Source organism: Halomonas sp. B23F22_10 (genome assembly GCF_043496975.1).
Taxonomy (GTDB): Bacteria; Pseudomonadota; Gammaproteobacteria; order Pseudomonadales; family Halomonadaceae; genus Halomonas; species Halomonas smyrnensis.
Genome location: NZ_JBIEKF010000001.1, coordinates 346,840 through 370,908, shown reverse-complemented (window position 1 = coordinate 370,908; position 24,069 = coordinate 346,840). Strand labels below are relative to the sequence as shown.

The 24,069-nt window shown below is 69.1% G+C and carries 19 protein-coding genes; 2 read left to right on the top strand and 17 right to left on the bottom strand.

All coding sequences use genetic code 11. The features are described from left to right. Positions 1–111: 111 nt before the first annotated feature. From pstB to ACGTNF_RS01595, 5 genes are all read right to left on the bottom strand, one after another. Entirely contained in the window at positions 112–894 is a 783-nt protein-coding gene (pstB, locus tag ACGTNF_RS01615) for a phosphate ABC transporter ATP-binding protein PstB (RefSeq protein ID WP_040478648.1), read from the bottom strand. A gap of 93 nt (positions 895–987) precedes the next feature. After that, positions 988–2,154: a phosphate ABC transporter permease PstA gene (gene pstA / locus ACGTNF_RS01610; protein ID WP_152478649.1), complete on the bottom strand. Its 1,167-nt coding sequence runs from the start codon at positions 2,152–2,154 to the stop codon at positions 988–990. Positions 2,155–2,172: 18 nt separating this feature from the next. Next, positions 2,173–3,429 carry a phosphate ABC transporter permease subunit PstC gene (pstC, locus tag ACGTNF_RS01605; RefSeq protein ID WP_394600142.1) on the bottom strand — a complete coding sequence of 419 codons (1,257 nt, stop codon included), beginning with the start codon at positions 3,427–3,429 and terminating at the stop codon, positions 2,173–2,175. A gap of 117 nt (positions 3,430–3,546) precedes the next feature. Further along, entirely contained in the window at positions 3,547–4,560 is a 1,014-nt protein-coding gene (locus ACGTNF_RS01600; RefSeq protein WP_394600141.1) for a PstS family phosphate ABC transporter substrate-binding protein, read from the bottom strand. 180 nt (positions 4,561–4,740) lie between these two features. After that, entirely contained in the window at positions 4,741–5,925 is a 1,185-nt protein-coding gene (locus ACGTNF_RS01595) for a Bcr/CflA family multidrug efflux MFS transporter (protein WP_394600139.1), read from the bottom strand. A gap of 129 nt (positions 5,926–6,054) precedes the next feature. On the opposite strand from ACGTNF_RS01595, the gene tal reads away from it, so the two are divergent. Beyond that, entirely contained in the window at positions 6,055–6,993 is a 939-nt protein-coding gene (gene tal / locus ACGTNF_RS01590) for a transaldolase (RefSeq protein WP_152478646.1), read from the top strand. Positions 6,994–7,133: 140 nt separating this feature from the next. Here the strand turns inward: tal and ACGTNF_RS01585 are convergent, their stop codons facing one another. The 8 genes from ACGTNF_RS01585 to ACGTNF_RS01550 form a co-directional block, all read right to left on the bottom strand. Continuing rightward, complete coding sequence (locus ACGTNF_RS01585) at positions 7,134–7,643, bottom strand: STAS domain-containing protein (RefSeq protein WP_394600138.1); 510 nt, start codon at positions 7,641–7,643, stop codon at positions 7,134–7,136. Then, positions 7,630–8,820 (bottom strand): PP2C family protein-serine/threonine phosphatase, encoded by a 1,191-nt coding sequence (locus tag ACGTNF_RS01580; RefSeq protein WP_394600137.1) that lies wholly within the window; start codon positions 8,818–8,820, stop codon positions 7,630–7,632. The genes ACGTNF_RS01585 and ACGTNF_RS01580 overlap by 14 nt, the downstream gene beginning before the upstream one ends. A 9-nt stretch (positions 8,821–8,829) precedes the next feature. Further along, on the bottom strand, positions 8,830–9,603 hold the full coding sequence (locus tag ACGTNF_RS01575; RefSeq protein WP_394600135.1) for an MlaA family lipoprotein: 774 nt from the start codon (positions 9,601–9,603) through the stop codon (positions 8,830–8,832). Positions 9,604–9,718: 115 nt separating this feature from the next. After that, on the bottom strand, positions 9,719–13,735 hold the full coding sequence (gene hrpA, locus ACGTNF_RS01570) for an ATP-dependent RNA helicase HrpA (RefSeq protein WP_394600134.1): 4,017 nt from the start codon (positions 13,733–13,735) through the stop codon (positions 9,719–9,721). A 355-nt stretch (positions 13,736–14,090) separates the two neighbouring features. Continuing rightward, positions 14,091–15,782, bottom strand: coding sequence for an AMP-binding protein (locus ACGTNF_RS01565; RefSeq protein ID WP_394600133.1), 1,692 nt, complete (start codon positions 15,780–15,782; stop codon positions 14,091–14,093). Positions 15,783–15,927: 145 nt separating this feature from the next. Then, the gene (locus ACGTNF_RS01560; protein ID WP_152478642.1) at positions 15,928–16,713 is read right to left on the bottom strand and encodes a class II glutamine amidotransferase; all 786 of its coding nucleotides are present in this window, start codon (positions 16,711–16,713) and stop codon (positions 15,928–15,930) included. Beyond that, complete coding sequence (locus ACGTNF_RS01555; RefSeq protein WP_394600132.1) at positions 16,706–18,574, bottom strand: vWA domain-containing protein; 1,869 nt, start codon at positions 18,572–18,574, stop codon at positions 16,706–16,708. The genes ACGTNF_RS01560 and ACGTNF_RS01555 overlap by 8 nt, the downstream gene beginning before the upstream one ends. A gap of 9 nt (positions 18,575–18,583) precedes the next feature. Then, the gene (locus ACGTNF_RS01550) at positions 18,584–19,009 is read right to left on the bottom strand and encodes a hypothetical protein (RefSeq protein WP_152478640.1); all 426 of its coding nucleotides are present in this window, start codon (positions 19,007–19,009) and stop codon (positions 18,584–18,586) included. Between the two features lie 72 nt (positions 19,010–19,081). Here ACGTNF_RS01550 and ACGTNF_RS01545 point away from each other — a divergent pair, with 72 nt between their 5' ends. Then, entirely contained in the window at positions 19,082–21,193 is a 2,112-nt protein-coding gene (locus ACGTNF_RS01545; RefSeq protein WP_394600131.1) for a S9 family peptidase, read from the top strand. Between the two features lie 59 nt (positions 21,194–21,252). Here the strand turns inward: ACGTNF_RS01545 and ACGTNF_RS01540 are convergent, their stop codons facing one another. The 4 genes from ACGTNF_RS01540 to recR form a co-directional block, all read right to left on the bottom strand. Next, the gene (locus ACGTNF_RS01540; RefSeq protein WP_394600130.1) at positions 21,253–21,699 is read right to left on the bottom strand and encodes a YcgN family cysteine cluster protein; all 447 of its coding nucleotides are present in this window, start codon (positions 21,697–21,699) and stop codon (positions 21,253–21,255) included. 234 nt (positions 21,700–21,933) lie between these two features. Then, positions 21,934–22,236, bottom strand: coding sequence for a YcgL domain-containing protein (locus tag ACGTNF_RS01535; protein WP_394600129.1), 303 nt, complete (start codon positions 22,234–22,236; stop codon positions 21,934–21,936). Further along, positions 22,233–23,360: a ribonuclease D gene (gene rnd, locus ACGTNF_RS01530; RefSeq protein ID WP_394600128.1), complete on the bottom strand. Its 1,128-nt coding sequence runs from the start codon at positions 23,358–23,360 to the stop codon at positions 22,233–22,235. Before rnd ends, ACGTNF_RS01535 begins: the two co-directional genes overlap by 4 nt. A 34-nt stretch (positions 23,361–23,394) precedes the next feature. Beyond that, positions 23,395–24,000 (bottom strand): recombination mediator RecR, encoded by a 606-nt coding sequence (recR, locus tag ACGTNF_RS01525; RefSeq protein ID WP_016856282.1) that lies wholly within the window; start codon positions 23,998–24,000, stop codon positions 23,395–23,397. Between the last annotated feature and the right edge of the window lie 69 nt (positions 24,001–24,069).

Below are 24,069 nucleotides of genomic sequence, written 5' to 3'. Positions count from 1 at the left end.
TATATATGAAAAACCATATATATTCGAGATCGTTGACACCTCGATGACGGCCACAAACGACGACGGGGAGGCCTGTGGCCTCCCCGTCGAACCGTCACACGCCCGCGGCCATCAGCCGTAGCGGCCGGTGATGTAGTCCTCGGCCTTCTTGGTGGCCGGGTTGGAGAACATGGTCTGGGTATCGTTGTACTCGATCAGCTCGCCCAGGTGGAAGAAGGCCGTGTAGTCGGCGACCCGCGCGGCCTGCTGCATGTTGTGGGTCACGGTGATGATGGTGAACTGCTGCTTCAGCTTGTCCATCAGGTCCTCGATGGTCGCCGTGGAGATCGGGTCCAGGGCCGAGGTCGGCTCGTCCATCAGGATGACCTCGGGCTGGACCGCGATGGCCCGGGCGATACACAGGCGCTGCTGCTGGCCGCCGGAGAGCGAAGTGCCGGGCTCGTAGAGCTTGTCCTTGACCTCTTCCCACAGGCCGGCGTCACGCAGCGCGCGCTCCACCAGCTCGTCGACGTCGGCCTTGCGGCTCACCAGGTCGTGCATGCGCGGGGCGTAGGCGACATTGTCGTAGATCGACTTGGGGAAGGGATTCGGCTTCTGGAACACCATGCCGACCCGGCGGCGCAGGGCCACCTCGTCCATCTTGGGCTCGTTGACGTCGCGACCGTCCATCGAGATCAGGCCCTCGATGCGCACGCTGGGGATCAGGTCGTTCATGCGGTTGAGGCAGCGCAGGAAGGTCGACTTGCCGCAGCCGGACGGCCCGATCAGCGCCGTGACGTTCTTCTGGAAGACGTCGACGTTGATGTTCTTGAGGGCCTGGTTGTCGCCATACCAGAGGTTCAGGTCGCGCACTCGCACGCTCAGCTCGTGATTGGCGTTCTCGTTGCGTACCACCGGTTCACCGGCACTGTGTCCGCTCATGGGGCCCATCTTCCGCTCGGAAACGTGAATGTTCATCTTGGCATATCCTGTGTCTGGCCGCGGGACTTACCAGCGACGCTCGAATTTCTTGCGCAGCACCACGGCGGTGGCGTTGAGAGAGATCAGCACGGCCAGCAGCACCAGAATGCCTCCCGATGTCTTCTCGATAAAGGCGCGCTCGGGCTCACCCGCCCAGGTGAAGATCTGCGCCGGCAGCACCGTGGCCGCCTCGCTGAAGGACGCGGTGACGTCGGGGATGAAGGCCACCATGCCGACGATGATCAGCGGCGCGGTCTCGCCCATGGCCTGGGCCAGGCCGATGATCGAGCCGGTCATGATGCCCGGCAGGGCCAGCGGCAGGACATGGTCGCGCACCACCTGCCAGCGCGAGCAGCCGACCCCGAAGGCGGCGTGGCGGATGGAATCCGGCACGCTGCGCAGCGCGGTGCGGGTGGAGATGATGATCACCGGCAGCGTCATCAGCGCCAGCGTCAGGCCGCCGACCACCGGCGAGGAGCGCGGCACGCCGAAGAAATTGATGAAGATCGCCAGGCCCAGCAGACCGAACAGGATCGAGGGGATCGCCGCCAGGTTGTTGATGTTGATCTCGATCAGCTGGGTGAAGCGGTTGTCCGGGGCGAATTCCTCGAGGTACACCGCGGTCATCACCCCGATCGGGAAGGACACCGCCAGCGTCACCAGCAGGGTCATCACCGTGCCCATGGCCGCCGAGGCGATGCCGGCGAGCTCCGGCATCTTGGAATCGCCGCTGGTGAAGAAGGTGGTGTTGAAGCTCAGCTCGGCGCGGCCCTCGGCCTGCAGCCGATCCACCACCTCCTGCTCACTGTCGCTCAGGCGGGTGTGATGTCCCTTGAGGTACTGATCGACCTGGCTGTCGGCCAGCACCCACTCCATGCGCGTGGTGCCGAGCAGCTCGGCATTGTCTTCCATGCGGCCGGGAATCAGGCGCAGGTAGCCGCGGCTGACCAGCGGACGCACGTCCTCCTGGACGGCGGCCAGCGGCAGCTGGCTGGCCTGCTCGCTGTAGTCGACCTCGACCTGGATCTGGGCCTGCTGAAAGGCCGGCAGGCCCTTGATCATCATGTCGGTGAAGAACAGCACCAGGAACAGCCCGGCCAGGCCCAGGGCCCCCATGGACATCCACTTCAGGCGCGCGGACTTGCGGTGACGACGCCGGAGCTGGGCGCTGATCTCGTCGAAGGATTGGCTCATCGGAAAAAGCTCCCAGCGTTAAAGGTTGTTGATCCGGTACTTCTCGCGGAACCGGCGAATCATGATCACCGAGACCAGATTCAGCGACAGGGTCACCACGAACAGCACCAGGCCCAGGGCGAAGGCCGACAGCGTCTCGGCGCTGGCGAATTCCTGGTCGCCGGTCAAGGCGGCGACGATGCGCACCGTCACCGTGGTCATGTCCTCGAACGGGTTAGCCGTGAGGTTGGGCCGCATGCCGGCGGCCATGACCACGATCATGGTCTCGCCCAGCGCCCGGGACACCGCCAGCAGCGAGGCCGAGATGATGCCCGGCAGGGCTGCCGGGACCACCACGTCGCGGATGGTCTCGCCCTTGGTCATGCCCAGCGCCAGCGACCCCTGACGCATGCTGTCCGGCACCGAGTTGATGACGTCGTCGGACAGCGAGGAGATGAAGGGGATGATCATGATGCCCATCACGATGCCGGGGGCCAGGGCGTTGTTGAACGAGGCATCGATGCCGAAGAAACCGGCCACGTCGACGATCAGCGGCGCCACGGTGATGGCGGCGAAGAAGCCGTAGACCACGGTCGGGATGCCGGCCAGGACCTCGAGCACCGGCTTGGCCAGGGTGCGCACTCGCTGCGGGGCGAACTCGGCCATGTAGATGGCCGACAGCAGGCCGACCGGAATCGCCACCAGCATGGCGATGGCGGTGATCATGAAGGTACCGGCGAACAGCGGAATCGAACCGAACTGGGCGGCGCTTGCCCCCTCCTCCGCTCGGCCCGCGGCGGCGAGGAAGCTCGCGCCCGGGTTCCAGGTGGTGCCGGTGATGAAGTCCCAGAAACTCTGCATCTGGAAGAAGCGGATGGCCTCTCCCACGATGGAGATCAGGATCCCGAAGGTGGTGAAGATCGAGATCAGGGCGGCGCCGGCCAGGAAGAAGCGGATGACGCTCTCGATGGCCTTGCGCGCATGAAAGTCCGGACGCACCAGGGCGATGCCCATGGCCAGACCGGCGCAGCCGACGACCAGGCTGGCGGCCAGCAGATACAGCGTGGGAATCTCGGCGCCCAGGAGCAGCATGGCGAACGCGCCCACCACGCCGACGGCGATGGCCGGGCCGGCGCTGGACAGCACGCTGAACCAGGCGTATTGGTCGGGCTGGGCGTGCATGGCGGCGCCGGCGGCGCGCACCCTGGAGGCCTTGGCCCGCCCCAGGAAATAGGCTATCAGACCCAGCACCAGCAGGGTGCCGCAGAACAGAGCGAGTATTTGGTTGGTCTGCATAGTTGACTCTCGTCTGAATGAATCCGCGGGGACCGGCGAGGCCGGTGAGCCGGCGGAACGTGCACCGGCCGGCAGCTCCTGGCTGCCGGCCGTGACAGGGCGAGGACCCGGCCGTGCTTACTTGAGGTCGGCCAGCTCGAGCGTCTCGTGGTTCTCGACCGCGCTGCGAGCCTCGGCGCGCAGGTCTTCCGGCGCCGGGATCAGGCCGATGCCCTTGAGGTAGCCCAGATCACCGATCATCTGCTCGCTCATGAACAGGTTGGCGTATTCGTTCATCGCCGGGACCTCGTCGGCGTGCTGGTTCTTCACGTAGAAGAACATGGAGCGAGACACCGGGTACTCGCCGCTGCCGATGGCATCCGGGGTCGGCGCGACGCCGTCGATGCTGGAGCCCATCAGGCTGTCGGAGTTCTCTTCCAGGAAGGAGTAGCCGAAGATGCCGAAGGCCTCGGTATTCTCGGCCAGGCGCTGGACGATCAGGTTGTCGTTCTCGCCGGCGTCGATGAAGGCACCGTCGGTGCGGATGTCGGTGTAGCCCTCACCGCCGTAGGCGTCCATCTCCTCGGAGGCGGCTTCCATCACCAGCTCCTCGAAGGCGTCACGGGTGCCGGAGGTGGTGGGCGGACCGTAGACGGCGATCTCGCGGGCCGGCAGCGAATCATCGATCTCGTTCCACTGGGTGTAGGGGTTGTCGACCAGCTCGCCGTCGACCGGCACCTGGGCGGCCAGGGCCAGGAAGATCTGCTCGAGGGTCACGTCCATCGCGTCGTTTTCGTTGGACTGGGCGAAGGCGATGCCGTCATAGCCGATGAAGGCTTCGGTGATGTCGGTCACGCCGTTCTCGACGCAGCGCTCGAACTCGGAGGGCTTCATGCGACGCGAGGCGTTGGTGATGTCAGGAGTCCCCTCGCCGATGCCGTTGCAGAACAGGCGCGCGCCGCCGCCGGAGCCGGTGGACTCGATCACCGGCGTCGGGAAGTCGGTAGTGGCACCGAATTCCTCGGCCACGTAGCTGGCAAACGGGTAGACGGTACTGGAGCCAACGATGCGCACCTGATCGCGGGCCTGGGCAACACCGACGACGCCCATGACGGCGGCAGCAATGACAGTAGTCTTGAGGATGCGGTTCATGGAGAGAGCTCCTGTTCGGGGAAGTGATCATCCTTTCGTGACACACAAGATGCCCCACGAAAATGACAGCTTCATGACAAGCGAGCTCGATGGCCGACATCGGCGTCGGCAGAGGGAGACGAAGGGCCCGGCGACGGGCACGAGAGCTCCGGCCCGGGCGGGCCGGAGCGGCAGGACGACTCAGTTCAGGGCGGCGCGCCCCACCAGGCCGCGCAGGGCCAGGTTGCCGACCAGCGACACCGCCAGCATGGTCAGCACCATGGGCCAGGCGCTGTCGACCTCGAAGGCGCTGACCACCACCCCGGCCAGGGCGCCGCTGGTGAACTGGATGCAGCCCAGCAGCGCGGTGGCGGTGGCGCTCATGTGACTGAAGTGCTCGAGCAGCGAGGCCATGGCATTGGGCGTGATCAGCCCGACCATGCCCATGAACAGCATGATCAGCGGTACCACCGTGAACAGCGAGTCCCTCCCGGTCGCCACCAGCGTCACCAGCGCCAGCGCCACGCAGCACTGCACGCCGAGTCCCAGGCGCATGTTCTGCTGGGGCGTGCGCCGGCCCAGCAGGCGGATATTGAGGCGGTTGGACAGCGCCATCACCACCACGTTGGCGCCGAACACCACCGGATAGACCGCCGGCGAGACCCCGTAGTGGGTCATGTAGAGAAACGGCGAAGCGGTGATGAAGGCGAACATCCCGGAGAAGGTCGACGCCACCGACAGCACATAGCCCATGGCCTCGCGATGACGCAGCACGCTGGCATAGTTGCGCAACACCTGGCCGGCCGAGGCGATCGGCGCATCGGGCGGCCGGGTCTCCGGCAGGCGGGTGCCCATCAGCCACAGCAGGAAGGCCGCATAGACCACCAGGAAGGCGAAGATCAGCCACCAGTCCGCCAGGTAGAGCAGGCCGCTGCCCACCGCCGGCGCCACCAGCGGGGCCAGCATCAGGATCATCGCCATGGTCGACATCACCTTGGCCGCCTCGCGCCCGCTGAAGCAGTCGCGCACGATGGCCGCGGAGTTGACCACGCAGGCGCCGCCGCCCAGGGCCTGCACGAAGCGCCAGGTCAACAGCTCGCCGAGCGAGTCGACGCGCATGATCATCAGGCTGGCCAGCAGGAAGATCACCAGCCCGGTGAGCAGCACCGGCCGACGCCCCAGGCGGTCGGACATCGGTCCGCCGACCAGCTGGCCGATGGCGAAGCCGAACAGGAACAGGCTGATCGACAGCTCGGTGTGATGGACGCTCGCCCCCACCGCCTCGGCCAGCGCGGGCATGGCGGGCAGGTAGGCATCGATGGCGAAGGGCGCCAGGGCGGTATTGGTGGCGACCAGCAGGGCCACCCGTCGGGCATTAAGTATCAAGCGACCTCCAAAGGGATTTCCACGAGGGCGCTAATGATAACGCACCACACTGGCCGATGCCGTGCGTCTGTATTTCATCCCCTTGTGCTTGGTAGAGTGGACCTTCGACACACGGAGGATCCAGGACCCATGGCAGACGACCTGCTGACGCAACTCAAAGGCATGACCACGGTGGTGGCCGACACCGGCGACATCGAGGCGATCCGTCGCTTCCAGCCCACCGACGCGACCACCAATCCCTCGCTGATCCTGCAGGCCGCCCAGCAGGAGGGCCGCCGCGCCCGGCTGGCCGAGATCGCCCGCCAGGCCACCGATATCGACGACGCCATGGACGCCGTGGCGGTGGATATCGGCAGCGAGATCAGTGCCCTGGTCCCCGGCTACGTGTCCACCGAGGTCAGCGCTCGCCTCTCCTTCGACACCCAGGCCTCGCTGGACCGCGCCCGTTCGCTGATCGACCGCTACCAGCGCCATGGCGTCGACCCGAAGCGGATCCTGATCAAGCTCGCCGCCACCTGGGAGGGCATCCGCGCCGCCCAGGTGCTGGAACGCGAGGGCATCCACACCAACCTGACGCTGATGTTCAACTTCGACCAGGCCCGCGCCTGCGCCGATGCCGGCGTGACCTTGGTGTCTCCCTTCGTCGGCCGCATCCTCGACTGGCACAAGGCCCAGGATCCAGAGGCCGATTTCGCCGGCGACCGCGACCCGGGCGTGCAGTCGGTCAAGCGCATCTACGAGCACTTCAAGGGCCACGGCTACGAGACCATCGTGATGGGCGCCAGCTTCCGCAACAGCGGCGAGATCAAGGCCCTGGCCGGCTGCGACCGCCTGACCATCTCTCCGGCCCTGCTCGGCGAGCTGGCCGAGACCGAGGGCACGCTGGAGCGCCGCCTCTCGCCGCTGGACGCCGAGACCCGCGCGCCGGAGCCCCAGGGCGAGGCCGACTTCCGCTGGGCGATGAACGAGGACCCCATGGCCACCGAGAAGCTGGCCGAGGGCATCCGCAAGTTCATGGCCGACCAGCGCAAGCTGGAGACGCTGCTGGGCGAGCTGCGCCAGGGCTGATCCGGCCCCGGGCGACGCAAGAACGAAAAGAGGGGGAGGCGCCGCCGGCGCCTCCCCCTCTTTGACTGTGTCCAGCGTTTGCTCCGACCGCTTCTGCCCCGTCTCACTGCGAGCGCTGCGAGGCCCGCCAAGGCGGCGATTCACTCCCGGTCGGCGGGACTCTTCTGCTCCTCGAGCATCTCGACCAGCGGCTGAAACTGCTCGCGGTTGTGGTCGTTCATGTGCATCAGGATGCGGTGCGCCTCGAGGATGTGCTCGCGCATGCCCTCTTCGTTGGCGGGCACCTCGGGCAGGTCACGCAGCTCGTGGGGCTCGGTGATCGGCGACTCCAGCAGCGTGAAGTAGCGGGCGAAGCCCATCACGTCGAGCATGCGCCGCACATCGGGGTTATCGACGACGATGGTCGGCGGCTGCTTCAGACGGCCCTGCAGTGCCATGGCCACCTTGGCCAGGAAACCGAGCGCCGTGGAATCGACGTTGGTAGCCTCGCGCAGGTCCACCATCACCGCCTCCAGCCCGGGCGTCTCGGCCAGACGCTGTGCCTGGGTATCGAGCGTCGCGCAAAGCGTCAGCCGGACGTCCCCGCACAGCTTGAGCACGAACACGCCGGAATCGAACGCCGCCTTGAGGCGGCCTTCATGCATCATCATTGCCAAATCCGCTCAACATCATGATCGTCAGGTCGTCGGGAAGCTCATCCCGGCCGGAGCCGTCGCCCTCGTTGTCAGCGTCGACGATGTCGTCGCCGAGGGCAAGACTGTCGCGCAGCGCCGCCAGCGTCTCGCTGGTCTCGGCGCGCGAGCGCAGCACCTCCAGCCGCGCCTCCAGGGTCTCGCCGGGCAGGCACTCCAGGAGGCCGTCGGAGCACAGCCACAGCCGGAAGTCCGCCGGCAGCTCACAGCCCAACGACGGGTATTCGACGTCAGGAAACAGCCCCACCGGCATGCCTTCGCCTTCCAGGTAGCGCGCCTCGCCGCCGCTCACCAGCAACGGCATGGGCAGCTGGGCGCCGAGCGAATAGTGAAGATAGCGACGCTCCCGGTCAATGACACCAACGAACAGGGTGGCATGCTTGCCGATGCCGGTATCGAGCAGCTCGCGGTTGAGCCCGGCCAGCCAGCGCGGCGCCAGGTCCTGCGGACGCTGACCGTCCCACTCGTTCTGCCAGCGGTGCGACAGCGACTTCAGCAGCACCGTGACGAAGGCCGACGACGCCCCGTGACCCGAGACATCGGCGAAGTAGAACAGGGTGTAGCGGTCGTCGAAGCGCTGGAAATCGAGGAAGTCGCCGGACAGGTACAGCGATGGCACCAGCCAGTAGTCCCCGCTCACGCCGTTGATGCTCTGCGGGCTCGGCGGCAGCAGCTTGCGCTGGATCTGGCCACCGGCCTGCTGGTCGAGCCGCAGCATCGCCAGATGGGTCTCCAGGCGCTCGTTGAGCTCGGCCAGCCGTGCCCGGTCGTGTTCGCGCTCCTGGGCCAGGCGATTGAGATCGATCACCCGGCGGATCATGCGCCGCAGCAGGTGGCCGTGGCGACGCGGCTCGATCACGTAGTCGACCAGCCCCGCATCCACGGCCTGGAGCAGATCGCTGTCCTGGCGTTCATCGCTGACCACCAGGGTCGGCAGCCGCTCGGCCAGCGCCCCCCAGGCCTCGCTGGGCACCGCCCGGGCATGGGCGACCACCAGCACCGCGTCGCCCGGCAGCTGCTCGTGATGTTCCACGGCGACGACCGCCAGGCCGTCGCGGGCGATGATCTCGGCCAGGGCATCGCGTTCGGCCCCGGGAACGTCGATCAGGCCGACCAGCTCGTTGGCTTCGGGCATCCTAGGGCCTCACTCGGCGAAGGCATCATCGAAGTCGGCGTCATCGAAATCGAAGTCGTCGCTGGCGAAGGGGTCTTCCCCGGCCTCGCCGTCGTTGACCTCGAAGCGCCGACGCTGCAGCCAGCTGTCGCGGATGAAGCTGTAGCGATCGCCGCGGATCAGCTGCTCCTGGTCGAGCAGCCCGGCGCGGGTATCGACCACGTCCAACCCGCGCAGCCCGTAGCGAATCTCGTCTTCCTCGACGTAGGTCAGCGGGTCGGTGTACCAGTCCACCGGCATGCCGGCGGTGGCCCGCACGGTGCTCGGGCCCAGCAGTGGCAGCACCAGATAGGGCCCCTCGCCCACGCCCCAGACGGCCAGAGTCTGGCCGAAGTCTTCCTCGCGGCCGACCAGGTCCAGGTGCGAGGCGACGTCGAAGAAGCCCAGCACGCCCGCCGTGGAGTTGATCAGAAAGCGCCCGCCGGAGATGCCGGCATTGGCCGGCTTGGCCTGCAGCAGGCTGTTGACCGTGTTGCTGATCTCGCCGAGGTTCGAGAAGAAGTTGCCGACGCCGGTCTGCACCGGGTCCGGCGTCACGAAGCGGTAGCCCTGGGCCACCGGCTTGAGCGCATAGCGATCGATCGTGTCGTTGAAGGCGAACACCCCGCGGTTGAAGCCCTCCCAGGGATCGTCCGGATTGGCGTCATCGACGCCCGAGGTGGTGGCGCAGCCCGTCAGCAGTGACAGGGCGCACATCGCCGCCAGGCCTTGGCCGGCCCGGCGGCCGGGGAATGTCGGAATCATGGCTCGCACGGTCTCCCTACGCGTCATTCTGGTGTCCATCGTCGATCATTATCGCTCGTCCGCGACGCTGCGGGCACTGTAGCCCGCGGCGTCGCAACACTCCAGCCCGGGGCCCTCAGGCCCGCCCGGTGAGTTCCTTCCAGTGCTTCTCGAGGCGCTTCTCCGAGACCGGCATCCGGGTGCCCAGCTGCTGGGCGAACAGCGACACGCGCAGCTCCTCGATCCACCAACCGAACTCGACCAGCGCCGGGTCCTCGACGCCGCCGCGACGCTCGCTCTCGCGCCGGGACGCCAGCCGCGCCTCGAAGTCCTGCACCGACTGCATGTGCATCTGGTCGCGCATGCGCTCACGGGGCGCCTTCTCCAGGCGGATCTGGGCGGCCTCCATGTAGCGCGGATACTCGACCAGCCAGTCGCCGGCCTCGGTGACGAAGCCGGGATGCACCAGGCGCTGCATCTGGGCCTTGAGGTCACTGTATACCAGCGCCAGCGAAAGGTTCAGATTGCCCTTCAACGCCTTGGTCACCGCCAGATGGCCCTGAAGCGCCTGCTTGAGGATGCCGAGGCGTTCCTCGGCGTGGGGCACCAGGGCGTCGCGAGTCCCGGCCAGCCGCGCCTCCAGCTCGTCGCGGGAGCGCGGCAGCGGGTCGACCGCCACCACCTGCTGGAAGACGGCGCTGACCAGGTCCTCGGCCAGCTGGCGCTTGCTGCCCACCTTGGCGAACAGCAGCGCGCAGGGCTGCAGGCCGGGCAGACGCTCGATGGCGCGCACCTGGTCCGGCAGCCGCGCCATGGCGGCGCGCACCACGCCGCGACGATGGGCCTCGCGGGCCTTGTCGGGATGATCGAACAGCTCGACCCGCAGGCTGTCGTCCTCCGGCACCACCGCCGGATAGGCCTCGACGCGGATGCCGGCCTGGGTGGTGACCCGGGACTCCGGCAGCGGCGCCTCGGGCAGGGTCTCCAGCGCGTCCGCCTCGCTGGCTTCGCTGGCCAGCGCGCGCGCGCCCTCCCCGGCCGCGGCCTCGAAGCGCTGTTCCAGGGCGCGGATGTCGCGGCCCTGGCCGAGCTCGCGGCCCTCGTGGTCGACCACCCGCAGGTTCATCACCAGGTGCGGCTCGAGCTGGTCGACCCGCCAGTCGTCGGGCGCCAGCCGCACGCCGGTCTTGACCCGCAGGAACTCGCCCAGCGACTCGGTGAGCGGCATGTCGTCCGGGGTCATGGCCTTCAGGGCGGCGTCGACCCAGTCGGGGATCGGCACCACCTGGCGGCGGATCGACTTGGGCAGTGACTTGAGCAGCGCGATGCACTTCTCGCGCAATAGCCCCGGCACCAGCCACTCCAGGCGGCCTTCCGGCAGCTGCGGCAGCATCGCCGCCGGCACCGTCAGGGTCACGCCGTCGTCCTCGGCGCCGGGGGCGAAATGGTAGCTCAGCGGATAGCGCACGCCGTTCAGCGCCAGCTCGTCCGGGTAGTCGGCCTGGGTGACCTCCTCGGCCTCCCGCGCCAGCAGCGCGGCGCGATCGAACTTGAGCACGTCCGGGTCGTCGCGCTCGGCCTGCTTGCGCCAGGCCTCGAAGCCCTTGCCGTTGACGATGTCCTCGGGGAGGCGCGCATCGTAGAAGTCGAACAGCGCCTCCTCGTCGACCAGGATGTCACGCTTGCGGGCGCGATCCTCGAGGTCCTCGACCTCCTCGACCAGCGCGCGGTTGTGGGCGAAGAACTCCCCGCGGGTCTTGAACTCGCCCTCCACCAGCGCGCGGCGGATGAACAGCTCGCGGGACTCCGCCGGCGCGATCGGGCCGTAGTGCACCCGGCGCCGGCTGACGATCGCCAGGCCGAACAGCGTGACCTGCTCGAAGGCCACCACCTGGGCGCGCTTCATCTCCCAGTGCGGCTCGCTGTAGCTGCGTTTGACCAGGTGGCCGGCCAGCGGCTCGATCCAGGCCGGATCGATCCTGGCCACGGTGCGGGCGAACAGCTTCGAGGTCTCGACCAGCTCGAAGGCCATCACCCACTTGGGCGTCTTCTTGGCCAGCCCAGAGCCTGGGTGAATCATGAACTTGCGGTTGCGCGCGCCCTGGTACTCGCGGTTCTCCAGCAGCTGACCGAGGTGCGAGAGCAGCCCCGGCAGCAGCGCCTGGTGCAGCCGCACGGCGCTCTCACGGCGGGCCTTCTTCGCCGCCTCGCCGTCGTCGTCCTCGGCCGGCAGCGGCGCCGGCGCGGGCACCTCGATGTCCATGTCGCGCAGCAGCTGGCGCAGCTGGCGGAAGGTGTCGTGCCACTCGCGCAGCCGCAGGTAGTTGAGGTAGTTGTCCTTGCACCAGCGGCGCAGGCGATTGCCGGAGAGCTCCTCGCGGGCGGCCTCGAAGCCGTGCCACAGGTTCACGAGGCCGACGAAGTCGGAGTCCGGGTCCTGCCAGCGGCGGTGGGCCTGGTCGGCGGCCTGGCGCTTCTCGGCCGGGCGGTCCCGCGGGTCCTGGATGGCCAGCGCCGAGACCACCACCAGCACCTCTCGCAGGCCGCCCTGCTCGGCGCCGGCCAGCAGCATGCGGGCCAGGCGCGGGTCGATGGGCAGGCGGGCGAGCTTGCGCCCGAGCGGCGTGATACGCTGGCCCTCGTCCACCGCGCCGAGCTCGAACAGCAGCCGGAAGCCGTCGGTGACGAAGCGCGAGTCGGGCGGGTCGACGAAGGGGAAGGCCTCGATGCTGCCGAGCTTGAGCGACAGCATCGACAGGATCACCGAGGCCAGGTTGGTGCGCCGGATCTCGGGATCGGTGAATTCGGGGCGGCCGAGGTAGTCCTCCTCATCAAAGAGGCGGATGCACAGGCCCTCGGCCACGCGGCCGCAGCGGCCCTTGCGCTGATCGGCGCTGGCCTGGCTGACCGCCTCCACCGGCAGGCGCTGGATCTTGGCCCGGTAGCTGTAGCGGCTGATGCGCACCAGGCCCGGGTCGATCACGTAGCGGATGCCCGGCACGGTGAGCGAGGTCTCGGCGACGTTGGTCGAGAGCACGATGCGCCGCCCGCGGTGCGGGGCGAAGACGCGATTCTGCTCGGCGTTGGAGAGCCGGGCGTAGAGCGGCAGGATCTCGGTGTCGCGCAGCTCGGCGCGGCGCAGGGTATCGGCGGCCTCGCGGATCTCGCGCTCGCCGGGCAGGAACACCAGGATGTCGCGGGGGCCGTGCAGCCAGCCCTTCTCGCGCTCGGCGGCCTGGATCTCCTCCACCGCGTGCAGGATGCCCTCCTGCAGGGTGCGGTCTTCCTCGTCCTCGGCCTCGCGGGTCAGCGGCCGGTAGCGCACCTCCACCGGATAGGTGCGGCCGGAGACCTCGACCACCGGCGCCGGGCGCCGGGTGCCGTCCTCGCCCGCCAGGGCGAAGTGCTCGGCGAAGCGCTCCACGTCGATGGTCGCCGAGGTGATGATCACCTTGAGATCCGGGCGACGGTCGAGCAGGCGCTTGAGATAGCCAAGCAGGAAGTCGATGTTGAGGCTGCGCTCGTGGGCCTCGTCGATGATGATCGCCTCGTAGCGCGTGAGGTCGGGATCGTGCCGGGTCTCGGCCAGCAGGATGCCGTCGGTCATCAGCTTGACCTGGGTGGCATCGTCGGTGTGGTCGGTGAAGCGAACCTGGTAGCCGACCTGCTCGCCCAGCGGCACCTCCATCTCTTCGGCCAGGCGCGTGGCCACCGAGCGGGCCGCCAGCCGGCGCGGCTGGGTGTGGCCGATCAGCCCGCGCCGGCCGAGGCCGAGCTCAAGGCACAGCTTGGGCAGCTGGGTGGTCTTGCCCGAGCCCGTCTCGCCGGCCACCACCACGACCTGGTGGTCGCGCAGCGCCTCGAGGATGTCCTCGCGGCGTTCGGCGACCGGCAGCTCCTCGGGATAGGACAGTGTTACCGGGCGCGAGGCGCGGGCCTCGACCCGGGCACGGGAACGCTCGACCTCGCGGCGCAGCTCGGCGAGCCCGCGGTCCACCGGCTTGCCCTGGCGGCAGCGCCGGGTCAGGCCGGCGAGGCGCTTGCCCAGGCGGGGCGCGTCGCGCAGCTGCACGCCGTCGAGTTCGCCCCTGAGGGCCTCCAGGGCGGCAACATCGGATTCGGGCGCGTCGGGGGCTGGGGTCAGGGTACTCACGATGGACTCGAAGGCTCCGGTGATCGAACGGGCGGGACGACAGGACGGCTCGCATCGGTCGGGCGATGCGAGCCGGCCATTGTAACGCCGCGAACCAGTCGGGGGCTAATCGACCCTCCATACCCCCTGGATCAGGAGGGTTCGCCCTCCGCCTCTTCGCCCTCCTCCTTCGCGTCGCCTTGCGCCTCGTCGCGAAGCTGGCAGCGCAGGACCTTCCTGACATGATCGGGTCTTGGGCAGCCGAGACGCCCTAGGAGGCCTCGCCCTCCTCCTTCGCTTCGCCTTGCGCCTCGTCGCGAAGCTGGCGGCGCAGGACCTTCCTGAACATGATCGGGTCTTGGGCAGCCGAGCTGCCCTAGGAGGCCTCGCCCTCCTCCTTCGCGTCGCCTTGCGCCTCGTCGCGAAGCTGGCGGCGCAGGACTTTCCCCACGTTCGTCTTGGGCAGCTCGTCACGGAACTCCACGTGGCGCGGCACCTTGTAGCCGGTCAACTTCTTCTTGCACCAGGTGCGCAGGGTCGCGGCGTCCAGGTCGGGGTCGCTGGCCACCACGTACAGCTTGATGGCCTCGCCACTGTCCTCGTCGGGCACGCCCACGACGGCGGACTCCACCACCCCGGGATGATGCGCCACCACGTCCTCGATCTCGTTGGGATACACGTTGAAGCCCGAGACCAGGATCATGTCCTTCTTGCGATCGACGATGCGGATGTAGCCGTCATCGTCGAAGACCGCCACGTCGCCGGTGCGGAACCAGCCCTCGGCATCGAGGGAGGCGCCGGTATCCTCCTCGCGGTTCCAGTAGCCCTTCATCACCTGGGGCCCCTTGACGCACAGTTCGCCGGGCTCGCCCAGCGGCAGGTCGTTGCCGTCCAGGTCGATGACCTTGACCCGAGTGCCGGCCACCGGACGGCCGATGGTGCCGAGCCGGATGTCGTCGATGGGGTTGAAACTGACGATCGGCGAGGTCTCGGTGAGGCCATAGCCCTCGGCGACGGGGCAGCCGGTGACCTCCTGCCAACGCTGGGCCACGGCGCTGGTCAAGGCCATGCCGCCGGAGATCGTCAGGTGAAGGGCGGAGAAATCGAGGCGCCGGAAGTCCTCGCGCTGGCACAGGGCATTGAACAGGGTGTTGAGCCCCACGAAGCCGGTGAAGTGCACCGTCTTCAGCGTCTTGACGAAGCCCTCCAGGTCGCGAGGATTGGGAATCAGCACCGAGTGGTTGCCGGTCTCCATCATGAACAGGCAGTTCACCGTGAAGGTGTAGATGTGATAGACGGGCAGCGGCGCGACGATGGTCTCGGCCCCCTCGGCGAGCCCCGGGCCGATCGCCTGGCGCGCCTGGAGCATGTTGGCCACCAGGTTGCCGTGGGTCAGCATGGTGCCCTTGGCCCGCCCCGTGGTGCCGCCGGTGTACTGCAGGGCGGCGATGTCGTCGCGGCCGCGGCCGACCTCGCGATGCTCGAGGCGCGCACCGCACGCGAGCGCATCACGCAGGCGCGTCGCCCCGGGCAGCCGATAGGCCGGCACCATCTTCTTGACGTATTTCACCGCGGCGTTGATCAGCGGCCGCTTGGGGAAAGGATGCAGGTCGGCGATCTCGGTCACCACCACCCGCTCGATATCGGTGTCGCCGAGGATAGCCTCGAGCTTGGCCGCCATGTTGGCCAGGATGACGATGGCCCGGGCGCCGGAATCCTTGAATTGATGGGCCATCTCCCGCTCGGTGTAGAGCGGATTGGTGTTGACCACCACCAGGCCGGCGCGCAGCGCGCCGAACACCGCCACCGGGAACTGCAGCAGATTGGGCAGCTGGATGGCGATGCGGTCGCCGGGCTCGAGCCCGGCCTCGTGCTGCAGCCAGGCGGCGAAGTCGGCGGACAGGCGATCGAGGTCGCGATAGTCCAGGGTCCGCCCCACGCAGGTGAAGGCGGGCTTGTCGGCGAAGCGCTCGATGGCGGCGTGGAAGACCTCCATCACCGAGGCGTAGTCGTCGCGGCCCTCTAGCTCGGGGCCACTGAGGACGGCGGGCGTGGCGTGCTCGCTCATGGCATTCTCCAGGCTGTGGCGACCCTGCGGGATCGCGCCCTGTTGTTATATTAGCGCTGTCATGGCACTGCGGCTGTGCCCCACCCTATCCCAGTCGCTGCCGATCTGGGAATACAGAATTTAAACTTATGTTTTAAACCTTCGTTCATCCCTGTGCGGTGAAGCGCCCCTGAATCGCGCCGTCACGCCACACCAGCAGCTCGCCGGGCACCATGCGCACCCACTCCTCGTTGTCGGTCAGCGGCTCGGTGGCGATCACCGAGACCACGTCGTCGGGCGTGGTGTGCTCGGCGAAGTTCACCGCCATCTCGGCGTCGGACAGGCTGGCCTGGCCGAACGGCGCCCGGCGGGTGATGTGCGCCAGCTTGGTGGTGCAGTAGGTGTAGAGGTACTCGCCGTCGGCCAGCAGCAGGTTGAAGACGCCGAGCCCGCGCAGCCGCTCGCACAGCCCGTGCAGGTGCGCCCACAGCGCCTGGCGATCGTCCGGCGGTTCGGGGAAGGCCCGGCGCAGCTCGCCCATCAGCCAGCAGAAGGCGTGCTCGCTGTCGGTGCCGCCCACCGGCCGGTAGAACGACAGCGCCAGGTCCTCCCAGCCGGCGAGCTGGCCGTTGTGCGCATAGCACCAGGGCTGCCCCCACATTTCCCGGGTGAAGGGATGGGTGTTGGCCAGGCGCACCTGGCCGACGTTGGCCTGCCGGATGTGGCTGATCACGATGTGCGACTTGATCGGGTAGTCGCAGATCAGCCGGGCGATGGGCGAATGCACCGAGGGGTGCGGGTCGCGGAAGTCGCGATAGCCGCCGGCCTCGTAGAAGGCGATGCCCCAGCCGTCGCGGTGTGGCCCGGTGCCGCCGCCGCGGGTCAGGAAGCCGGCGAAGCTGAAGCAGATGTCGGTCGGCACGTTGGCGCTCATGCCCAGCAATTCACACATGCGGATCCCTGCGCTCGCGGGTGGAAGCGGAACGGCTGGTATGGCGCCACAGCAGGCGCAGCATCACCAGACCGATGGTCAGCACCAGCAGAATCCAGAACATCGGCCCCTGCGACCAGCCGCGGACCCGCTCGACCAGCCCCGGCCAGCCCTCCTGCCAGGCCAGGCGCAGCCTGGCCGGCAGGTCGTTGACGCCCTCGACGAGGCGATCGGCGAGGCTCGGCTCGGCCTCGGGGGCGGCGGCCTCGCCGGCATCGCCGAAGCGCTCGGCGGACAGCGTCGGGCCGGCGTCGACCCCGGCGATGCCGACCCGGGCGTCGGGGTTGAGCATCAGCCGCGGCAGGCTCAGTTCGCGGGTCTCGCCGTCCAGGGTGACGCGGGCGCTCAGGGTCAGCGGCTGGCGGAGATCCGGATCGAGCTCGGGCAGCGCCATCGTCCAGCGCGTCTCGCCGATCGGCTCGGCCTCGAGCGCCTCGCCGGCCAGTTCGCCGCGGATCTCGGTGTTGTCGCGATTCAGGCGCGGATGCTCGGCGGCCAGCACCACGCGGCCCCCGGCCGGATCATGCACCGCGCCGATGGACGGCAGCACGTTGACCGCCTGGCGGCGCTGGCGGGTGAAGCCGTCGCCGGAGGCACGCACCACCAGCTGGGCGTTGCCGGTCAACGCCGGCGCCGGCAGCTCGCCCTGGAAGCGGCCCTGATCGTCGGCGGTCAGGGTCACCGTGGACTGCGCCTCGCCGTCCGGCAACGCCAGCGACACCTCCAGCGTCAGGTTGCCCGGCAGGGGCGGCGCCTCGCGCTCCGCCTCCAGCCAGGCCTCGACCGGCACCGGGAAGCCGCGATACAGCGTCGCCGGCAGCGACCCGATGCGCAGCCGCCAGGGGCCACTGATGCTGATGCGGCTGCCGTCGTCCACCGGCCCCTCGAGGCGCCACTGCCCCGCCTCGGGCTCGGGGATGCGGACCAGGTCGAAGCGCGGCTCAACCTGCCAGTTCGCCCCCTCCGGGGCCGAATCGGCCCGATAGCGGGTGCCGTCGGGGCCGATCAGCGTCAGCGGCTCGGCCTCGGGATCGTGGAAGATCAGCGCCGAGAGCCGATCCACCCCCTGATCGACCACGAAGCCGCCGTCGTCGTCAAGCGGCAGGCGGTCGGCGGGGAAGATGCGCTCGAAGATATCGAGGAAGGCGCCCATCAGCCCTTCCGCGGAATCGACCCGGGTGGCCAGGCCCTCGGTACGCTGGGCCAGCCGCTCGATCAGCGCCAGGTCGGCCTCGTCGGAGAAGGCGATGGCATGCACCGTCACCCCCTGCGCGGCCAGCTCGGGGGCCAGCTCCTCGACGATACGCCGGCGCGAGGCGCGATCGATGGCCGGCTTGTCGCCGCGGCCCGGCGGCAGATCGATGACGCCGTCGGTCATCAGGATCAGGTGCAGCCCGCCGTTGGCCTCGCCGTTCGCGGCCTGGCGCAGCGCGGCCTCGATATCGGTGTACTGCTGGTCGCGCCGCGACGGCGGCAGGGACAGCGCGCGCTCGCGCCAGCCGGCCTCGACGCGGCCCAGCGGCAGCGGATTGTCGACCCGCTCGCCGAAGGTCCAGACGCCGGCGCTGGCGCTCTCCGGCAGCAGCGAGACCAGCAGCCCCATGGCGCTCTCGGCCAGGCGGTCGGGGTCGTGGCTCTTCATGCTGCCCGACACGTCGACCACCGCCCGCACGTCGTCCTGCTCCTGCCAGGCCCGAGGCTCGGTCCGGTCCTGGTCCTGGTCCTGGGCGTGAGACGAACTCGCGCCGAGCCCGATCAGGCACAGCGCTATCAGCCACACGAGGCGCACCGCGCCCCGGGCGCCGGGATTTCCCCTTTGCATCGAACGTCCTTAGCCGATCATCGGCTCGCGTCGCGCCTCACCGCCGTCCTGGCGGCCCTTGTCCTCGCCCTCCTGCGCCTGGCGAGCGGCCGAGTGGCGTCCGCGACGCCACAACAGCAGGCCCACCAGCGCGCCCAGGCCGGCCGCCACGGCCACCAGCATCAGCGCCGGCAGCATGGCGCCGCCGTCGTGGGAGAGAAACGCCAGCCCGGCGACCACCACCGCGGGCGCGAACCCGTTATAGACGCCGTCCCCGGTGGTCAGCGGCAGCTGGAAGCTGGCCGGCACCCACATCACCCCGGCCACGGCCCAGGTGATCACCAGCCGCGGCAGTCGCGGCAGAAAGGCCAGCCCCAGATAGCCGGTGCCGAGCACCACCAGAGACAGCACGGCATAGGTCAGCCATAGTAGAGACATCGAATCCGAAAGCAGCATCGGTACCTCGTCATTGCGGCGTCGAAAGACGCACCCCGTTGAATTCACTCCGAGTATGGTACATCCCGCACCATGAAAGCACAGCCGCCACGTGCCCCAGGCCAGACGAACATGACCGACGCCCCCCATCCGACCGCCGGATTCCGGCGCGCCGACGACCCCGACTGGCACTGGCTGGAGCAGCGCGACGACCCGCAGGTGACGGCCTTCCTCGAGGTCGCCAATGCTCACTCCCAGGCCTGGTTCGCGCCCCTGGACGACCTCACCGAGCGCCTCTACCACGGCCATCTGGCCCGCCGCGAGCTGGCCGTACACGGCCTGCCCACGGCGCTCGACCACTTCACGGTGTGGAGCGAGACCGCGGTGGACGCCGACCATCCGGTCTGGTGGCGCCATCCCAACGTCGAGCCCGAGCGCCGCGAGCCGTTCTTCGACCTGCAGCGCCGCGCCGCCGACCACGCCTTCTTCGAGGTCGGCGACATGTCGCTGTCGCCGGACGAGCGCTGGATGGCCTGGAGCGAGGACACCCAGGGCGACGAGATCTTCACCCTGTGGCTCAAGCGGCTGCCGGACGGCGAGCCGCTGGCGCTGCTCGAGGAGATCGGCCCCGAACTGTGCTGGGCCGAGGACGGCGCCACCCTGCTGTTCACGCGCTATGACGCCACCCAGCGCCCCGAGAGCATCTGGCGGCTGCCGCTGACCCTCGGCGCCACGCCGAGCGCCGGCGAGCCCGCGCTGATGCTGCGCGAGGACGACCCGGAATTCTGGCTGGGGCTCGGCAAGACCCGCTCGCGCGAGTGGCTGATGCTGGAGTCCGCCTCCAAGGACACCAGCGAGGTCCACCTGGTTCCGGCGGCCGCGCCGGCCACGGCGCCGACGCGGTTTCGCCCCCGCGAGCGCGGCGTGGAGTACGGCGTCGATCACCGCCCCGGCCACTTCTACGTGCTGCACAACCGCGAGGCCCCACACTTCTGCCTCGACCGGGTCGACGAGGCCGACCCGCAGGGCGAGCCCGAGCGCCTGATCGAGCACCGCCAGGACACCACCCTCGAGGGCATCGATGCCTTCAGCTGGGGGCTGGTGGCCAGCGAGCGTGACCATCAGCAGGCCCAGGTCTGCCTGAGGGTGATCGAGCTCGACGCCGATCACACCGTGCGGCGCGACGAGCGCCTGCCGCTGCCCGAAACGCCCTGCAGCCTGGGGCTCGCCGACGCCCCGAACTTCCACGAGCGCCGCCTGCGGCTGCGCGAGGAATCCTTCACCCTGCCGGTGACCTGGACCGAGCTCGACCTGGACAGCGGCGAGCGTCGTCGCCTCAAGCAGCAGCCGGTGCACGGCGACCTGCGCCCCGACCAGCTGACCTGCGAGCGGCTGTGGGCGATCTCCCACGACGGCGAGCGCGTGCCGGTCTCGGTGGTGATGCGCGCCGACCTGGCCGGCCATCCGCTCCCCACCCTGCTCTACGGCTACGGCGCCTACGGCGAGACGCTCGACCCCTGGTTCTCGGTGGCCCGCCTGGAGCTGCTGGCCCGCGGCGCGGCCTTCGCCGTGGCCCACGTGCGCGGCGGCGGCGACCGCGGCGAGCCCTGGTACCTGAGCGGCAAGCTCGAGCACAAGGCCAACAGCTTCCACGACTTCCTGGCCGCCCGCGACGCCCTGGTCGAACAGGGCGTCGGCGACGGCGAGCGCATCGTCGCCTACGGCGCCAGCGCCGGCGGGCTGCTGGTCGGCGCCAGCCTCAACCTGTCGCCGGAGCGCTTTTGCGCCGCGGTGCTCGACGTGCCCTTCGTCGACGTGCTGCGCACCATGGAGAATCCCGACCTGCCGCTGACCACCGCCGAGTACAGCGAATGGGGCGACCCGCGCGAGCCCGCCGCGCGCAGCCGCATCCGCGACTACTCGCCGCTGGACAACCTGCCCGAGCGACCCTGGCCGCCGGTGTTCCTGCAGGGCAGCTGGCACGACACCCGGGTGCCCTACTGGGAGCCCGCCAAGCTCTACGCCCGCCTGAGCGAGCTGGCCGAGGGACACGGCGTGGGCGGCAGCGACCATCCCACGCTGCTGCGCACCGACCTGGAGGCCGGCCACGGCGGCGCCTCGGGGCGCTTCAAGGGCTGGCACGACAACGCCCGCCAGGATGCCTTCATCCTGTGGGCGCTGGGGCTGGAGACGCGGGAGGCCTGAGCGGAGAGAACATCGGGCGCAGCAATGAAGAAGGCGGCCGAGAGGCCGCCTTCTTCGTTCTAGCCATCAATGGGGAGGATGGCGATGATATGGTCCTCGAGCTCCTCCTCGGGCACCTCGGCCTGGGACACCGCGAAGCTGCGCACGCTGATGCCCTTGCGGTGCACCCGCTCGGGGTCGCCCGAGATCAGCGGATGCCAGCCGGCGAGCTTGCGGCCCTCGGCCAGGCGCCGGTAGGCGCAGGACTTGGGCAGCCAGCGAAACGCCTCGATGCGCTCGACGGTGAGCTGCTGGCAGTCCGGCACCTTCTCGAAGCGGTTGGCGTAGTCGCTGCAGCGGCAGCCCTCGATGTCGAGCAGCTCGCAGGCCACGTTGAGCACCGCCAGGTCGCCCTCGTCGTCCTGGAACTTGAGCAGGCAGCACTGGCCACAGCCGTCGCACAGCGCCTCCCACTCTTCATCGGTCAGCTCTTCCAGCGGGAAGCGCTCCCAGAATTTCTCTCTCATGTTCTCTCCTGCGCGAAGGCAGCCTTCGCGCGGCACCCGGCACGATGACGGCATCGCCCCTTCGCACGGCCTCGGGCGCGATAAAAAGAATAGCGCCATTCACGCGGTCTCGGGCGCGACAAGGGAATAGCGCCATTCACGCGGTCTCGGGCGCGACAAGGGAATAGCGCCGTTCGCGCGGCCCCGGGCGCGACAAGGGAATAGCGCCGTTCGCGCGGCCCCGGGCGCGATAGACTAGTAGCGGGCCTCGGTGGGCGTGCGATAAAGATCCAGCAGATAGTCCTCCTTGGCCGGCGGCATCTGCAGATAGAACCCCTTCTCCTCGATGGCGGCCATCACCTCGGCACCGCGCGTGCGGGCCAGCGGCTTCTCGGGCGTGAGGATCAGCGTCAGCGCCGGGACCGGCTTGCCGAAGCGCTCGAGCAGCGCCTCGGGCACGTCCTCGAGGCCGCGGCGCTTGTCCACGTACAGATACATCTCGTCCTTGCGCGGGCTCTTGAAGACCTCGCACAGCAGCTTGCCGCTCATGGTGGTCATGCTGGGACCTCGTTCAGGGCGCTCTCCAGGGCATCGGCCAGGCGCTCGCCGCGCCAGCCGACGGGCAGCGGCAGCACGCGGCCGCGCAGCCGGGCGCTGGCAAGGGCCTCCAGGTCACGGCGGCGCATCAGCATCTCGGGGGCCAGCCCCAGGGACTCGGCCTCGAGATTCACTACCTTCTTCATCGCCTTCAGGCAGCGCTTGAAGGCCGGCGACAAGGGCGACAGCGGCACCGACGGCAGCTCGGCCTCGTCGAGCAGGCGCGCCTCCTTGACCAGCGCCAGCAGGACATCGCCCTCGCGCTTGACCAGCGGCGGCTTGATGCCCTCCACCGCGGCCAGCTCATAGCGATTCTCGGGCAGCCGCTCGGCGATGGCGAACAGCAGCTTGTCGCTGACCAGCCAGCTGCGCGGCAGGTCGCGGCGACGCACCTCGCCCTCGCGCCAGGTGGTCATCAGGCGATAGGCCTCGATCTGGCGCGGGCCCAGGCGCCACAGGTTGCGCTGGCGCAGGTACCACTGGCCGTCGGCCTCGTCGCTGCGCGAGGCCTGGTCGGTCAGGGCGGCACAGTCTTCCTCGAGCCATTCCAGTCGGCCGTGGCGCTCCAGGGACTCGCGCTGGTGCGCCCAGACGTCCAGCAGATAGACCACGTCCAGCGCCGCATAGGTCTTCTGGGCATCGGAGAGCGGGCGCTCGAGCCAGTTGGAGCGGGTCTCGTCCTTGGGCAGGGTCTCGCCCACCCAGTACTCGACCAGCTTCTGGTAACCCATGGAGGTCACCTCGCCGAGCAGCGCCTGGGCGATCTGGGTGTCCACCAGCGGCGCGATGGGCACCCCGGCCCAGTGGGCGAAGACCTCGAGGTCCTCGCTGGAGGCGTGCAGCAGCTTCAGCGGTCCCTCGGCGAGCAGGCGGCGGAAGCGCTCGGTACAGGCGACCTCCTGGGGATCGACCAGGTAGGCCGGCCCGCCGGCGCAGAACTGGATCAGCGCCGGCACCGGGTGGAAGGTGCGCTCGCGGAAGAATTCGGTATCCAGGGCCAGGACATCGGCCTCGGCCACCTCGGCGCAGGCGGCGTCGAGCGCCTCGGGAGTGTCGATCCAGCGGATCTCGGGTGTCAGGGACATGCGGTCATCCGGCATGGCAGGGATGGGACGGCGATCATTCGCCCTGGAAGGGCAACCGGCCGTTGAAGGCCCGGCTCAGGGTACCGCCGTCGACGTATTCGAGTTCGCCGCCCATGGGCACGCCATAGGCCAGGCGCGAGAGCTTGAGCCCCTGCGGCGCGAGCTGGGAGGCGATGTAGTGGGCCGTGGCCTCCCCTTCCACCGTGGGATTGGTGGCCAGGATCACCTCCTCGACGCCGGCCTCGGCGACCCGCGCCTCCAGCTGGTCGAGGCCGATGTCCTCGGGCCCGACGCCGTCCAGCGGCGACAGGTGGCCGTGCAGCACGAAGTAGCGGCCCTGATAGCCGCCGGCCTCCTCGATGGCCAGCTGATCGGCCGGAGACTCGACAACGCACAGCACGCCGTCGTCGCGGCGCGGGCTTTCGCAGATGCCGCACAGCTCCTCCTCGGTGAGGGTGCGGCAGCGGCGACAGTAGCCGACCGACTCGAGGGCCGTGCCGAGCGACTCGACCAGCCGCCGGCCGCCGTCGCGGTCGCGCTCGAGCAGATGCATGGCCATGCGCTGGGCGGTCTTGGGGCCAACGCCGGGGAGCACCCGGAAGGCCTCCATCAGCCGTTCGACCAGGGGGGAAAAGCTCATGGGTCGTTCAGGACTCACGTCTCGTCATGGGACGAGATGAGCGCCACGCGGGCGCTCATCTCTCGTCGT

Coding starts and splice junctions, on each gene's coding strand:
- tal (WP_152478646.1), top strand. CDS start 6,055: ATGGCAGACGACCTGCTGACGCAACTCAAAGGCATGACCACGGTGGTG.
- ACGTNF_RS01575 (WP_394600135.1), bottom strand. CDS start 9,603: ATGATTCCGACATTCCCCGGCCGCCGGGCCGGCCAAGGCCTGGCGGCG.
- recR (WP_016856282.1), bottom strand. CDS start 24,000: ATGAGCTTTTCCCCCCTGGTCGAACGGCTGATGGAGGCCTTCCGGGTG.
- ACGTNF_RS01555 (WP_394600132.1), bottom strand. CDS start 18,574: ATGCAAAGGGGAAATCCCGGCGCCCGGGGCGCGGTGCGCCTCGTGTGG.
- ACGTNF_RS01565 (WP_394600133.1), bottom strand. CDS start 15,782: ATGAGCGAGCACGCCACGCCCGCCGTCCTCAGTGGCCCCGAGCTAGAG.
- ACGTNF_RS01550 (WP_152478640.1), bottom strand. CDS start 19,009: ATGCTGCTTTCGGATTCGATGTCTCTACTATGGCTGACCTATGCCGTG.
- ACGTNF_RS01580 (WP_394600137.1), bottom strand. CDS start 8,820: ATGCCCGAAGCCAACGAGCTGGTCGGCCTGATCGACGTTCCCGGGGCC.
- ACGTNF_RS01560 (WP_152478642.1), bottom strand. CDS start 16,713: ATGTGTGAATTGCTGGGCATGAGCGCCAACGTGCCGACCGACATCTGC.
- ACGTNF_RS01540 (WP_394600130.1), bottom strand. CDS start 21,699: ATGAGAGAGAAATTCTGGGAGCGCTTCCCGCTGGAAGAGCTGACCGAT.
- rnd (WP_394600128.1), bottom strand. CDS start 23,360: ATGTCCCTGACACCCGAGATCCGCTGGATCGACACTCCCGAGGCGCTC.
- ACGTNF_RS01600 (WP_394600141.1), bottom strand. CDS start 4,560: ATGAACCGCATCCTCAAGACTACTGTCATTGCTGCCGCCGTCATGGGC.
- pstA (WP_152478649.1), bottom strand. CDS start 2,154: ATGAGCCAATCCTTCGACGAGATCAGCGCCCAGCTCCGGCGTCGTCAC.
- ACGTNF_RS01545 (WP_394600131.1), top strand. CDS start 19,082: ATGAAAGCACAGCCGCCACGTGCCCCAGGCCAGACGAACATGACCGAC.
- ACGTNF_RS01535 (WP_394600129.1), bottom strand. CDS start 22,236: ATGACCACCATGAGCGGCAAGCTGCTGTGCGAGGTCTTCAAGAGCCCG.
- ACGTNF_RS01585 (WP_394600138.1), bottom strand. CDS start 7,643: ATGATGATGCATGAAGGCCGCCTCAAGGCGGCGTTCGATTCCGGCGTG.
- pstC (WP_394600142.1), bottom strand. CDS start 3,429: ATGCAGACCAACCAAATACTCGCTCTGTTCTGCGGCACCCTGCTGGTG.